The organism is Marinobacter sp. AL4B, assembly GCF_019916045.1.
GTDB lineage: Bacteria > Pseudomonadota > Gammaproteobacteria > Pseudomonadales > Oleiphilaceae > Marinobacter.
The window spans coordinates 35,334-49,547 of sequence record NZ_JAILWZ010000013.1; the positions used below are offsets into that span (position 1 = coordinate 35,334).

The following is a 14,214-nucleotide window of genomic DNA, read 5'->3' on the forward strand; positions in this document are numbered from 1 at the left end:
GGGGCCGCCTCACACAAGCCCATGCCGCCGCGCAATGGCAACAGCTTGAGTTCGGCTGGAGGCATTCAGCTTGGAATTTATGTTGCGTAGGTGGGTGCGGACAGTGCTGTCCGAAACAAACAATTTCTCGGCCATAGCGCCGTTTGAGTACCCTTCTGACAATAGCTGTAACACCCTGGCCTCTTTGCGCGTCAGAGCATTCAGGATCATGTCGTCAGCTTCAGGCAATACCGTTGTCGACAACAAGGCAGGCCCAAACGCTTCAATCAAACTTTCAAGATAACTGACGAAAACCGGATCACTCTGATAGCCGGCCTCCCGAAAGGCTTGATGGTAGAGTTTGATCACAGTGCCTGCAGCTGCGCCTTCATCTACGAACAAGCGTACGTACCCCTCCGCGCAGCAGGTTGGCAGAATATCGGCCAACACTGCAATTGAATCTTCCGGACGGTTACAGCGATACAACGCAATAGCTTTGAACAACTTTAACTTCAAGACCCGCCGGTATAAGGAGCAGTCTTGGGCGTCTGCTATCTCCACCTCAAGTGGCGCAAGCGCGCCTTCAGCGTCACCTGCAATCACCTCCCACCGTATGCGGGCCATCTCTATGTACTGTAGGTCGTTTGCAGGCATTCGGTGTTTACGAACCCGCCGCCAAAGCTCTTCGTTTCCCGCCCGGTCAAGTTCCTGCTTTGCCGCATCAGGCCGATCTTGCGCCAAAAACAGCCGGGAACGCTCCAGCCTGGCCGTTGCCACTACCCTTGGCAGTCTTCTGGTCCTCCCCATGTGCTCCAGCTCAGTCAAAGCTTGAAATGCCCGGTCAACATCCCCGCAGTTAAACGCTAACCTCGACAACATAATGTCGCTGATCAGCATGTGGTCAGGCAACCCGGCCTCGCGGACCAGCGGGCCATAGACGTGCAACAAGCGGGCTGCCAATTCCAGGTTGTTCGCTTCGTAAACGGTATTGGCATGCAATACGCCAGCCCAAGCATTTCCGCTGGTATGGCTAAAATCGTAAGTCGGCCCGGTAGCACCGACAGCCAGACGAAAACGTGCGGCCGCTTGTTTTTGTCGCCCTTCCTGAAGATCAATCAACCCTTCCAATGACTCTGAGTACATCGAGTTGAAAGAACTCGAATGACTAAACTGAGCGTCTCTTGCTCCATCAATAAGTTGGCGGGCCTGGTCGTAGTTACCCATGACAGAAAAAACGTTCGCGCGGGAATTAATTGAGACGATATCGGCAAAAGGCGCTAAACCCGAGAGCTCGTGATCCTCCGTGCGGCCAAGCTCACTTGCCTCCTCGTAACGATCCATCATGCCCATCATCAAAGGCTTGAACGCAAGAATGTGCGATTTAATGATCGGGCTTCCTGAAGCCTCCAGACACGTGCTCGAGAGCATCTCAAACGCTTCATCCGGGCCACGGGTAAACCCAATCGCCCAGATATAAATCATTTCAAGCAGCTCATTTTTCTTAAGCTGATCCGCCGGGAGTTCGCCCAACCAGCGCGCGAGAAGCTTCATCCGACCCTGAGACAACAACTGCTCAGCATGCGCACTCAACAGGCTCATGGCACGATCAAACGCGCACCCCTCGATCGCATGACCAATCGCCGGAACAAAGCGCCCAGCATTCTCGTACCATTTTGAGGCCGCCAGGTGAAGGCCTGCCACCTTGTATGGGTACCGCGCGTAAAGCACGGAGCGTAAAAACTCGGCAAATAAACTGTGATAACGGTAGGTAAGCTGTTCGTGCTCAATAGGCGCCAGAAAAGCACTTCGCGTATCCAGGTAACGCAACATTGCTTCGCTATCACTGCCCGGCACCAATGCGCTGCAAAGAGACGGCGTCAGGTGGCGAAGAATGCTTGTACGTAGCAGAAAAGTTTTTATTTCCTCGGGCTGCTGCTCAAGTACGTCGTGAGCGAGGTATTCTGCAACGGCATCGTTTTCACCGGAAAAGCGCTGAATGAAAGACTGCGGGTTCGTATTTCCCTCTAGCGCTAAAGACGTCAGCCAAAGCGCAGTAACCCAACCTTCAGAACGATCATGAATACGAATGAGGTCGTCTTGCGTCAATTCCAACTGCCGTCGGTTCACCAAAAAGTCGGCCGTCTCATCAACTGAAAAGCGCAACTCCGAAACCTCAATTTCCAGCAACTGGCCACGCGCTCTCAGACGCCCGAGCCCCAATTCTGGCAAGTGCCGGGACCCTATAACGATTTGTCCGTTTGCGGGCAAATGCTCGATAATTTCCCGAATGAGTCCGAGAACCGATTGCTCATGAATTTTTTCAAAATCATCAATAAACAGAGCAAATGCAGATCGGTTTTCAGATAGCCGAGCGACTATATTAAAGGCCGCCTCGCTGGCAGTTTGGCTCTCAATCGCCTCTTCATCGCCGGCGTGGGTGCTATTTTCGGTCAATTTTGCCACTGACGCGTTTAAGCAAAACAAAAATCGTGAGACATCATTGTCTGCATCATCGATCGTAAGCCAGGCCGTAGCAATTCCGTCGCTGCTCATCCTGGACATACTCTGGGCCATGGCAGTGGTCTTGCCAAATCCTGCTGACGCGCGAACGACGATCAACTTAGCCGCAGTAGCCGACACTATTTTCTGGCACAGCTCCGCACGCTCAACTTGAGCGGCTCTGGATGCCGGTGGATTGAGTTTACTCACCATCAGAACACGCTTGAGCGTGTGAGAAACAGGCATAGCGCTTAACTGCTCCAGTGCTAATTCGATTACCATCCACCCATTCAGTGGACATTTCGAGCGTGGTTATTCACTTCTTATCGCTCACATAGCGGAGCAAAAGCCTACCATAGAAAATGGAAGCCTCAGCAATACTCCCTGAAACACCGCCTTCGTACCCGAATTCGTCGATTACGACGATGTTGCACAAACCCCGCACGCTTATTCTTGAATTCACCTATTGTCGGCAAGGCCATGACCGCCTTGCCGCAGTCGATGCTTACGCACACAGACTCAATAAAAACAAACCGGCTCCCTGCGGGCCGTAGTGGGGATTAGCATGTACGGTATTGGTCGATTTTTATCGATGGTCACGAATTTGATGACCATCCTCGGTGGACTCGCAATCGCGTTAATGATGCTGCACATCACTCTGGATGTTGCTAGCCGTTACCTTCTTAATTCGCCCATCCCGGGTACCATTTCAATAGTTTCCTATTACTACATGGTCATTGCAGTATTCATCCCCCTGGCATTCGCGGAACAAAAAAACGCTCATATTTCAGTCGAAGTCATTACGGCCCGACTCCCGCTGTGGATGCAGCGAAATCTGGAACGTCTTTCATTCCTTCTATCGACCATCGTCTTTTCTTTGCTGACGGTTCGCACGTGGGACGAAGCAGAGAAAAAACGAAGCTTTGGCGCTTCGGTTATACAAGGCAGCGACGCCATTCCTATTTGGATTACCTATTACGTGCTGCCCCTTGGCTGTGGGCTTATGACACTGGTGGTTATATACAAACTGGCAAGTTCCTGCCTCGGAACGACATCCGGATTAAATACGGCGACAGCAGAAGCCGATGATCTGGACGCAAATGACGGGATGGGGAAATAACAATGTCAGACGTACAAATTGGGCTATCCGGACTCGGAATATTGGTTGCACTTCTTGCTCTAAGAGTGCCGATTGGAGTGTCTTTAATCGGGGTTTCATTCGGCGGGCTCTGGTACATGATGGGCTGGAACATTGCATGGGGTTCACTCGGCATCATTCCTTACCAGTTCGCCTCGAACTGGGTCTTGAGCTCAGTGCCTATGTTTTTGCTGCTGGGGTTTGTTTGTTATCACACACAGCTAACACAAGGGATGTTTCGTGCAGCCCGAATGTGGCTATCAGGCATACCTGGGGGACTGGCCATTGCAGCAGTATTCGGATCAGCGGGGTTTGCGGCGGTTTCCGGATCATCCGTCGCTTGCTCTGCAGCTATGGGCAGGATCGCCGTCCCGGAAATGATACGTCATCGCTACCATCCTGAACTGGCCACGGGCACCGTTGCTGTCGCAGGAACCATTGGAGCGCTGATACCTCCGTCAATCATCATGATCCTTTACGGCATCATTGCGCAGCAGTCTATAACCGGGCTTTTCCTGGGTGGCATCAGCGCAGGCATTTTGACCGCGATCGGCTATATCACGGTGATTCTGGTCCGCGTGAAGCTGAACCCCTCGCTCGCGCCTGATACGAATGAAGTTATCCCTACCGCCGAGAAAATCCGCGCACTGAAGGATACCTGGCCCGTACTGCTGATTATGGTTGGCATCTTTAGCGGTTTGTTTGGCGGTATATTCACCGCTACCGAGGCTGGCGCTGTTGGTGCTTTTCTTTCACTCGTCGTCGCAGCGCTGAAGCGCAGCCTCAACTGGACACGTTTCCGCAACGCAATCCTTGAGACTCTGATGACAACTGGCGCTCTTATCATTATCGCGGTTGGCGCCAGCCTGCTTACTCGATTTCTGGCTCTATCCGGGGCGGGAGACTACCTGTCTGAACTGATTATTGGCCTCAATTCCGGCTATTTCATGCTGTTTTTTGCCATCGTTCTCATCTACGTGTTTCTGGGCATGTTCCTCGAACCCATCGGTGCGATGTTACTGACGCTTCCCATTGTACTGCCTATCGTAGATAACGCCGGGCTCAACCTACTCTGGTTCGGAGTCGTACTGACCAAGTTGCTGGAAATAGGCATGATCACTCCCCCCATCGGCATGAATGTTTTTGTAATCAAGAGTGTTGTAGGGAACCTGGTTACTACCTCGGCTATTTTTCGAGGCATATTCTGGTTCTTGGTCATGGATTTTCTGATCCTGATCTTCTTGATTGCTGTTCCCGACTTCATTCTATTCCTGCCGTCTTTAGAGTGAGCTCGAACAAAGGCATAAGCTGTCGTGCTTCGACAGCTTAAAATCTGAAAAATCGATTACTGAAATGCAAAACAACTGTTTCCCGGATAGTTAGCCTGCAAATAGAATATCGATATTCCAATTAGTTAGGAGTATCGAAAATGTTCAGGGGATTGGGAGTGTGCGTAGTACTCACACTGGCTGGTTACAGCATTGCAGCACTGCCTCCCGTGCAGAAAACCGGTTTGGGGCCATTGGTGTTTACGTTGATATTGGGTCTTGTGGCCGGCAACCTTCTAATCGGGAAGCAGTTGGAAGGCCTCGCTTCCGGGCTTGGCTTTGCTTCCCGCTGGCTATTAAGGACAGGCATCGTACTGTTCGGGTTTTCTCTCACCGTGCAGCAGCTGGTGGGCCTGGGGCCGATGATTCTGGTGCTGGACACGCTGGTCGTCCTGACCATCACAACCGTAGGTTATTGGTTAGGCACCCGGTGGCTGAAACTGGATCGCGACACTGCCATTCTTACTAGCGCCGGTAGCGCTATCTGTGGCGCCGCTGCCGTACTGGCCACCGAAGGAGCCATTCGAGCAAGACCCGCAGCAACTTCTATGGCGGTCGCCACAGTCGTGTTATTCGGCACCCTCGCTATGTTCATCTATCCAATCATGTTTCCGCTGCTGGGCTGGGATGAAGGGCTCTACGGCATATACATTGGTTCCACGGTTCACGAAGTGGCACAAGTGGTAGCAGCAGGCAATGCGGTGGGCGAGGAGGCGATGGCCAATGCGGTCATCGTAAAACTGGTTCGGGTTATGCTTTTGGTTCCGTTTCTACTGATCATCGGTCAGATCTGGACCCGCAACCGGAATAAAACCGATGACGCTGCCGGGACAACCAACAAGATCACGATTCCCTGGTTCGCCTTTGGCTTCATGGCCGTCGTCGGCTTAAACAGCCTGCTGCACCTGCCACAAACGGCCCAAAGCACGCTGGTGCTTGCCGGACAAATCGCTATGACCATGGCGATGGCCGCTCTCGGGTTTCAGACTCGAATCGAAGCTCTTCGGCACTTGGGGTTGAAGCCGTTTGTTCTCGCGTCCTTACTCTTTGTCGCCCTGCTTGTGGGTGGCGCAGTCGTAACGCCTGCGCTTATCAGTTAAAGCTCAAGCCGGTTATCTGGATGGTGCTAAAGCGCATCCAGATAACCCCACCGTGACAACTGTCCCATCTGCATCTGTATCCAAGTTACGCGCTCCTGCACATAAGGCGAAGGAGCCCTCACGCTTAACACCTTGGGATTGGGCAATACCGCCGCCAGGTGCGCAGCCTGCCCTGCTGACAACACCCCAGCCGGAATGCGGTAATAGGCTCGGCTGGCAGCCTGAACACCGTAAATGCCCGTGCCAAATTCGGCGATATTCAGGTACACCTCAAGAATACGCCGCTTGGGCCAAAGGGCATCAATCGTCAGCGCCAATCCGGCCTCAATGGTCTTTCGCACAAAACTCCGCCCATTCCAGAGAAATAGGTTTTTCGCCGTTTGCTGAGTAATAGTGCTAGCGCCCCGAAGCCCTTCGCCGGCCCGATATTCCGACACGGCTTTATGAACGGCCTGAAAATCGACGCCATGATGCTCCGGGAATCGCTGGTCTTCGCTGGCCACCACTGCCAACGCCATCCATTCAGAAATCTCCGACAAAGGCACCCATTCGTGCTGCAATGACGACCGCGCATCGCTCATCTGATAGCCCAACATAAATGCGGACGTTGGCGGATTCACAAACCGAAACACCAGGACAACCAGGAGCACCAGCGCTACCAAGGTTCCGACACACCGAAGAATCAGCCGCAGCAGTTTACGCCCAAAAGAGATCTTGACCTTCTTTTTCATCCGTTTCACCTACACCGTTATTGTACCCGGCTGCCGGGCTATAGCACGCAGCTACCAAGGCGAGGACGTGTCCAAAGCGCCAGAGTACCGCGCTGCCGCTCTAAATCCCAGCGGAAACAAACCTGTTCTGGTTCTCATCGATGTGCTCTAATCCCCCGCAAAACCATACAGAGCAAATTGAAACTTAACGCCGTCTGATAAGGAAACTGTGCATGGGGTGGTTCTCGAGTGTCTGGGATACAGTGAAATCTGTCGGCAGTGCGGTCACAAAAGTGGTCCGGAAGGCCTACGAGGTATGCAACTCAGACAGTGCCGTAGAGGCGTATGATCGCTTGGAAAAAGTGGTAGAAAAATACAATCGGAAACCGGCTAAAACCGCTCCCCCACCCAGCAACAATGCCCCCGACTTCTTCGGAAGTACCACCTCCACAAAAGTGGAAAGCAAGCTCATAGAGCAAAATCGCCGGCTTATTCAGCACGACTCTGAGATCAAAGAATCGAAACAGGTGATGGCGCTACAAGTGGAACTTTCTCGCTTGAGAGGTTCTGCGGATGTGATCGACCGATCCATGAAAAACGTCAAGATTCATGCATCTAGCCTGTCTGTTCACTACCAAAACATGCGTAACATCAACGGACTTATTGATGATGTGAACGGCTTGAGACATGGATTGAAAGCCGTTATCAGCACGCTTAATTACAACGCAAATCTGATGTCTTCCGAGGGCGCCAAGCCCCGGAAAATCGAAGGCATAGACATTGAAAAACAATCGGGTTCCATTTCCCAAGTGGCCGCCTATGATGCATTTGATCGCACCCGAGAGCTGCTCCGAAACGAAGTAGTGGAGCTATCAGAGCTTTCAACTAACCACTTGAACGATATTGAAAAGCTTAAAGTAAACGCCTCCACTCTAGGCGGTGAGCTTGGTGGTCAAATTATAGAATTCGTTGACCAGCAAATTGTCCCTATCGTGAAGCAAGCAGAGTCGGCGGGGCTTATTCTTAAGTCTGAGGTAGCAAGCCTCCCTGCGGCTGTGCGGGAACCAAATGGCTCACTGGTCTTTGAAGACGGAAGCATCAAACTGGAGCGACTGAGCGATAGCACTGGGATTTAAGGTTAATTGTAGAAGCCACTGACCCGGTTTCGCCCTGCAGCTTTTGCTTCATATAACAGCTGGTCCGTACGGTTAACCGCGTCCTCTAGCGTTTCAAGCGTTGGGTTAACCTGTACAACCCCCAAACTGACAGTGACACGAACGACCACGTTCTCGCTGGCTGCTATTGCCAGCGACTCTACCGCAGCCCTAATTCGCTCGGCACAGCCGAATGCCTCATCGAGATCTGCGCCGGGCAATAGGATCAGAAATTCCTCACCGCCAAACCGAGCAACCAAATCCCTGTCTCGGCTTAACTTACGAAACGTCGAAGCAACCTCCACCAAAACGAGATCGCCCACGTTGTGACCATGGGTATCGTTAACTAACTTGAAATGGTCAATATCAAGAGCAATCACTGACAGAGACTCGCCGCTTTCCTTCGCCTTCGCCAGCAAATACTCGCCTTCCGCCATAAAATGACGTCGGTTATAAAGCCGGGTCAGCGGGTCGGTGGAAGCTTGTCGCTTGAGCTCATCCTGCTTAGAACGAATATCCTCCAGCAATTTGATCCGATAAGAGATGATAAACGCGAGCGTAAGTGCCTCGAGTATGATGCCGATGCCAACCCCATGACTGTTGATGTAGTTCGGCGTAACCATCCCCTTGTAATACATGACCGCGATCCCGTTGAATATCAGGAAGAAGGTGTGCCCAACAAGGAAGAACTTCACCAGCGGATGCCCCTTTCGGAGCAAAGAAAGGCTAACCGAGAAGGTCACCAGCATCACCAATGCGGCAAGATTGTCAGAAAACTTTAAGACGGCCGTAATATCAAACAAGCCGTAAACGAACGCCACAATCAGAGGCACCAACATAGCCTGTAAAACACGGTTTTCTGTTCGGTAATACTCGCGAGTTTCGAAAATTGCCATCATAAACAGCAATAGAAAAATCGGCATGGAGATGATCGACAGATTCAGCATGAAAATGGCATCGCCGTAGGCGCTAAAGGCCTTGGCCACAAGGCCGTATGACAACGCTATCCACACCAGGCCTGAAATAAGATAAAGGGAGTAAAAGATGTTCTCTTTCTTGCTGGTGGCGAAGTACAACAAGCTGTTATAGAACACGAGCGCCAACATCATCCCCACCATGAGAGCAATATCGAGATGACTGCCGACAAGTTCATGCCGGGAATGCTCCTCATCGTATATCCCTAGCGAAAACCACTGATGGGAGTATGCATGGCTACGCACGTATAAAACCGTTGACTGGCCCCCAGGCAGAACGAATGGATACACCAACGTTCCTTTGTAAATCGTAGGATGGGCCTCGGCATTATTGAGGTCGATGGATAGGTTGTTCACCAAACTGGCAGAGCGTTCCTCGATGATATCAATTGAGCGAACGTGATAAGCCTTGGGGAGATGCAGGAAAAGCGACTGATCAGAGGCACTCGTGTTCTGCAAGGAAATACGGTACCAAGCCACCGGCGCGCGGTTACCCAGGGTTGCCGTACTGGTCGTGGTTTCGAACGGCTCAAGGCGAACCGACTCATAATCCAACGATTGCGAACCATCCACAAAATACTCAACGGGAAAGTGCTTTAGCTTTACCGCACCCTGGCCTATCTCCAATGATTGCGAAGCCCCTGCAGGAATAGCCACCAGCAACAGCGTGACAACGTACAAAAACAAACGGCAAAGCGCCATGTTGGGTATCCTTACTCAAGCAACGGCAGTCAGTTTAGCACTTGCCAGAGGTCACGACTGTAGTACGAAGGAAGAAATCTAATAACCTATTGATTAGTGTGACAGCAAAAAGCTTCGGGGGAAGTTATGCCCCATTCGCTTTTCTATATTGCCCCTGATAATCAAAAATTCGTTCCTGCACCTGCCAATAATGCTTTTGCTTGCGCGCAATCACAAAATCCGGTGCTGGTACCAAGGCCTGCAGCTCGAGCACTTCATCAACCTTACTGAACTCTTTCGGTGCCTGGCTGTTCGCGAAACGTCGCCCGAACCGTTTATTAAATACATTACGTTGGCTCGATTTACTGAAATCGAATGACTCCTTGAGCTCTTCCCCATCTTCACCATGATAGGTGATCCTCAACGTGTCGCCATGATCGCTCAACGTCATTCCGGCGCAACGGATGACCATCGCATTTTTGAGTTTCAGGGCATCTCTAAGCTGATCGTCCGGGTCAATAATGGCCTTCTTACACTGGTGGCAGCTTCGGGCTGCGATGTCATTCTCGGCACCGCAATGCGGGCACTCTTTGAACCGAAAACGGTAATCGCACTGCTCGGGGCGCTCGCTCTGCTCCAAAGGCTCCAGCAGCCCCTGACAACGGCGACCATAGTGTTCAATAACGCGGCCTTCGCTGTCGGTTTTACCCCAGAAGATATTGGCAAACCCACAGCCTGGGCAAAACACCTGCACCGGCTCGCTGTCGGGGTCCGGCTTTTTCTCGCCCACTTCCGGGTGATGCAAATTGACGCTGTTGCCCGCGTAATCAATTACCAGACAATCCTGCTTGCCTTCATCCAAACGCAGACCGCGGCCCACAATCTGCTGATACAAGCTAACCGACTGGGTAGGTCGAAGAATGGCTATGAAATCTACATGAGGCGCATCGAAGCCCGTGGTGAGCACAGACACATTTACCAGATACTTCAACAGCCGCTGTTTGAAGCGCCGGATGAGCGAATCCCGCTCAGCCAGATCGGTAGCCCCCGTTATTAGCGCGGTTTCGTGCTCCGGCAAGTAGCCCGTAATTTCCTTCGCATGATCCACCGTAGCCGCAAAGATCATCACTGCCTTGCGCTCAGCCGCGAGCTCCATTACCTGCTCAATAATGGCTCGGGTAACGCGCTGATGTTTGCTCAGCAGCTCGTTCACATCCTTATCGGCGTATTCGCCAAAACGGTCCTGCGCCAGCGCAGAGAAATCGTATTGCGCTACCGCTGCATTGACCAACTCGGGCTTGGTGAGATACCCGCGATTGATCATATAACTGAGCGGCAGCTCGTAAATGCAATGTACAAAAGGCTTGTCTTGCTCACTACGCACAAAACCCCGGTAGTGATAGCGGTAAATCCAGCCCATGGCGAGCCGATAGGGAGTGGCAGTTAGGCCAAGCACTTTGAGGGAATCATTCTGCTGTTTCAGCAACTCGATGATGCGTTGATACTGGCTGGTATCCTCGCCGCTGACGCGGTGGCATTCGTCGATAATCACCAACGAATATTCATCTTTGAACTGATCGAGATTCGCCGACACCGACTGCACACTGGCAAAGGTCACCTGATGCCGATTCTCCTTGCGCTTCAGCCCGGCGGAGAAGATCCCGCCGGTTAACCCATAGCTCTCGTACTTAGCGTGGTTTTGCTCCACCAGCTCTTTCACATGCGTCAGCACCAGAATCTTGCGCTTGGCTAAGCGAGCCAATTCTGCAATTACCAGGCTTTTACCCGCGCCGGTTGGCAGCACAATCACGGCAGACTCATCCGATTTTCGGAAGTGCTTCAAGGTGGCCTCGACGGCTTCTTGCTGGTAGGGGCGCAGCTTGAAAGGAGCGTTCATCTGGAAGGGCTTATTCGTTGAATGGGCAGAGCCCCCTCTGCAACGGTTCAAAGTGAGGCATTACAGATCGGCGCTCGGCTTAACAAACATCTTGATGTACACCAAATACCCCGAAAACAAGAACAACGGAGTCGTGTACCAAAGGTACGCTAACTTACCCGCGCCCATACGATAAAGCACAATCACAACAACCGCACTGACAATACAACTTGCGGGCACGGAATACATAGCCGAGTCCAGCACCGAGGAATCAAACTGGGAGAGCCGTTGAGTGTTGCCAACAGCACTGAACCCGAACACCACCAGCATAAACATCATGTATGCCAGAAAAAACTGGCCAATCGTGCCTGCTACTACCCACCCTAAAGCCATTAGCCATTCCTTCTATTATTTGATCATCCGGCAACTGCCCAACGCCTGCGCTTCCAGATACTCGCAAAATGCCTTCACGTCAGGATTAGTGAACTCACTGGAAATAAACTCGCCCGGAATCAGGCCTTCATCCCACCGGCTAGTCACCAGGGTATGGGGGTAAGTTTCATCCCGGGGATAGATCTGCACCACCGCTTGGGTCTGATGGATATAAAGATCGCGAAGTTCTTTCGTGCAACGAAGAGCACTCGGGTCATGGCGGCTGTCACACTGATAGCCCTTCCCAGATAAGAACTCACTGGTGACGGAGAACAATGTGTCTGTCGTCAAAGACGAAGACGATGCCGGATGAATTGTTCTGGCCGCATCTTTGGCGATGTTGGTGCAGCCGGCCATAAGCAACAGGGATAGAACTACCAGAACGTTAAGCTTATACACAACAGAGTTTAACCTTTTAGTGGTGTCCACTAGGGCCACATAACGAGCAACGTAATTATCCCGAGTTGATAAGCACCGTTTCCTGAGCTTAACTCAAGAGATCACCCCGGACTCCATATGACGAAACGCGCATAGAGGACACTTCGTCCGCGCGGAACATCTTATACGAAGGAGGGTTCTATGAAAAAGCTCCATGCACTCGCATTTTATGCCCTGATCACACCGTTCATAGCCTTGGGCTCAACCGCCTTGCTCGCTGCCCATCACGGCCATGAGAACAAGGACTTGGGTGAGCAGGATATGGATAACCACGCGAAACAGGGAAAGCAGAACTCTGAGCGACACGAGGAGTCCAAAAAGTCGAAATACAATACCGGCGACCCAACCGGCAAAGCTGACGAAATGGACCCGAAAAAAGACCACCATTCCGACATGAAAAAGAAAGATAAAATGAAAATGCGGTCAGCGGATGATAAGGCACAGAAAAAATAGCGTTTTCCCAGTCTATTTTAATCCGTCGATTACCGTAGCACGAAAGCAAGAAGGACAAGGCACAATGTGATATTCAGCGCCCAAATGATCACAGACACCCGGCCTCGCGGGCTCAAGCGCTGAAAGGGATTAGTCATAGTTAAAGCGCTCCGACAGGATACAGCGTGAGGGTGTGCCTCTGCTGATCAGGTAATCTTCAACGCCATCCATCATGCCCCTCGGGCCGCACATTACGAACAGCCACTCGCTGAACTCCTTCTCTGAAAACACCCGATCCATCAGCGCGGCATCGATAAGGCCTGTCTCTCCGGCCCAGGCTTCTGGTGGCTCTGACAGCACACAGACGACATCGCCCTCAACCAGTTCATCGCGATAGGCGATCTGATCAACCACCCGATTCCCGTAGACCACCCTCACCTTGCGCGAATCGCCGCTCAGCCGTAGTTGCCTGAGTATACTCAGCAGCGGAGCCAAGCCAACGCCACCGGCAATAAGCGCGATCCCGGGCTCATCGCGCCCCTCCACAGAAAGATTGCCATAGGGACCATCGAGATACGCAACGGTTCCGGGTTTTATCTGGCCGATGGTACGTGTGAAATCGCCCAGTTCTCGGATCATAAAGGTGATCTCCGGGCCGCTTGCAGGCGCTGAGCAAATGGAGAACGGATTCTCTTTCATTGAGAACGGGCTATGACCCACATTCAGCCAGACGAACTGCCCTGCCTTGTAGCCAAGGCCACAATGACCATCCGGTTTTACAGTCAATTCCCACTGCTCTGGTGTCAACTGATTCACGGAAGCCACACGCCAAGGCCGTGCTTTTTTCAGAAGCGGAACCAGAAGGTAAACAGCGAGTAGTGACGCGACAGCCACGCCTGTCATGGCTAACCACACCCAGGTCATCACAGGCTGTGAACCGTACCGCCCGGCCGAAACGGTGTGGTGCAACAACAGAACCGCAATCAAGAGAGCGCCTAAGCCGTGCAAAAACCGCCAGGTCTCGTATTTGTAGTCCAGCTGAGTACGCCCGATGGCCAATAGCGCGAGGGCGGGAAGCAGCAGGAAGGCAGCAATGCCGGAGGCCAGAGCAGAAAAATCGGTGGTGAGTGTCAATTCACGGGTTGGATCCCAAGGGCGTGGCCCGCCCGACGGGGTTCCTTGATAAAGAAGCGGATGCACCAACGCGAACACCAATGCGGTGCGCGCCATCATCTGGTGAAGCCGCATAGTGACGTCCATCCCGACGCCGTTTGAAATGGCCTTGAAACGACCCGACAGGATGAACTCCATGAGGACCATGGAGAACGCCAGAATACCAAGGCCAGACGCCAGCTCCTGATGGAAATGGCGAGGCTGCCCGCCGACCAGCGCAGACAAGATCAACGGAAAGGTGACCGCAACAAGGTAAACAATGATCAAAAAGAACGCTTTCATCTACCTTGCCTCGTTCAC

At 52.3% G+C, this 14,214-nt stretch carries 12 protein-coding genes; 5 read left to right on the forward strand and 7 right to left on the reverse strand.

Annotated elements, in window-relative coordinates; all coding sequences use genetic code 11:
• Positions 1–9: 9 nt before the first annotated feature.
• A complete protein-coding gene (locus tag K5L82_RS10450) occupies positions 10–2,760 on the reverse strand; it encodes a LuxR C-terminal-related transcriptional regulator (protein WP_223134105.1) in 2,751 nt (916 codons plus the stop codon).
• Between the two features lie 283 nt (positions 2,761–3,043).
• Between K5L82_RS10450 and K5L82_RS10455 the strand changes: the two genes are divergently transcribed.
• The 3 genes from K5L82_RS10455 (at position 3,044) to K5L82_RS10465 (ending at position 6,044) form a co-directional block, all read left to right on the forward strand.
• Entirely contained in the window at positions 3,044–3,598 is a 555-nt protein-coding gene (locus K5L82_RS10455) for a TRAP transporter small permease (protein WP_133004727.1), read from the forward strand.
• A gap of 2 nt (positions 3,599–3,600) precedes the next feature.
• Positions 3,601–4,905 carry a TRAP transporter large permease gene (locus K5L82_RS10460; RefSeq protein ID WP_223134106.1) on the forward strand — a complete coding sequence of 435 codons (1,305 nt, stop codon included), beginning with the start codon at positions 3,601–3,603 and terminating at the stop codon, positions 4,903–4,905.
• 140 nt (positions 4,906–5,045) lie between these two features.
• Complete coding sequence (locus K5L82_RS10465) at positions 5,046–6,044, forward strand: YeiH family protein (protein ID WP_223134107.1); 999 nt, start codon at positions 5,046–5,048, stop codon at positions 6,042–6,044.
• 26 nt (positions 6,045–6,070) lie between these two features.
• Here K5L82_RS10465 and mtgA read toward each other — a convergent pair whose 3' ends face one another.
• Positions 6,071–6,775 carry a monofunctional biosynthetic peptidoglycan transglycosylase gene (mtgA, locus tag K5L82_RS10470; protein ID WP_223134108.1) on the reverse strand — a complete coding sequence of 235 codons (705 nt, stop codon included), beginning with the start codon at positions 6,773–6,775 and terminating at the stop codon, positions 6,071–6,073.
• A 212-nt stretch (positions 6,776–6,987) separates the two neighbouring features.
• Between mtgA and K5L82_RS10475 the strand changes: the two genes are divergently transcribed.
• Complete coding sequence (locus tag K5L82_RS10475; protein ID WP_223134109.1) at positions 6,988–7,890, forward strand: hypothetical protein; 903 nt, start codon at positions 6,988–6,990, stop codon at positions 7,888–7,890.
• Between the two features lie 2 nt (positions 7,891–7,892).
• Here the strand turns inward: K5L82_RS10475 and K5L82_RS10480 are convergent, their stop codons facing one another.
• From K5L82_RS10480 to K5L82_RS10495, 4 genes are all read right to left on the reverse strand, one after another.
• A complete protein-coding gene (locus K5L82_RS10480) occupies positions 7,893–9,584 on the reverse strand; it encodes a diguanylate cyclase (protein ID WP_223134110.1) in 1,692 nt (563 codons plus the stop codon).
• 124 nt (positions 9,585–9,708) lie between these two features.
• Positions 9,709–11,460: a DEAD/DEAH box helicase gene (locus K5L82_RS10485; RefSeq protein WP_223134111.1), complete on the reverse strand. Its 1,752-nt coding sequence runs from the start codon at positions 11,458–11,460 to the stop codon at positions 9,709–9,711.
• A 60-nt stretch (positions 11,461–11,520) separates the two neighbouring features.
• On the reverse strand, positions 11,521–11,832 hold the full coding sequence (locus tag K5L82_RS10490) for a hypothetical protein (RefSeq protein WP_133004720.1): 312 nt from the start codon (positions 11,830–11,832) through the stop codon (positions 11,521–11,523).
• Between the two features lie 15 nt (positions 11,833–11,847).
• Positions 11,848–12,270, reverse strand: a complete 423-nt coding sequence (locus tag K5L82_RS10495) for a hypothetical protein (protein ID WP_316933389.1) — start codon at positions 12,268–12,270, stop codon at positions 11,848–11,850.
• Between the two features lie 180 nt (positions 12,271–12,450).
• Between K5L82_RS10495 and K5L82_RS10500 the strand changes: the two genes are divergently transcribed.
• On the forward strand, positions 12,451–12,762 hold the full coding sequence (locus tag K5L82_RS10500; protein ID WP_223134113.1) for a hypothetical protein: 312 nt from the start codon (positions 12,451–12,453) through the stop codon (positions 12,760–12,762).
• 129 nt (positions 12,763–12,891) lie between these two features.
• Here the strand turns inward: K5L82_RS10500 and K5L82_RS10505 are convergent, their stop codons facing one another.
• Positions 12,892–14,196: a ferric reductase-like transmembrane domain-containing protein gene (locus tag K5L82_RS10505; protein ID WP_223134114.1), complete on the reverse strand. Its 1,305-nt coding sequence runs from the start codon at positions 14,194–14,196 to the stop codon at positions 12,892–12,894.
• Between the last annotated feature and the right edge of the window lie 18 nt (positions 14,197–14,214).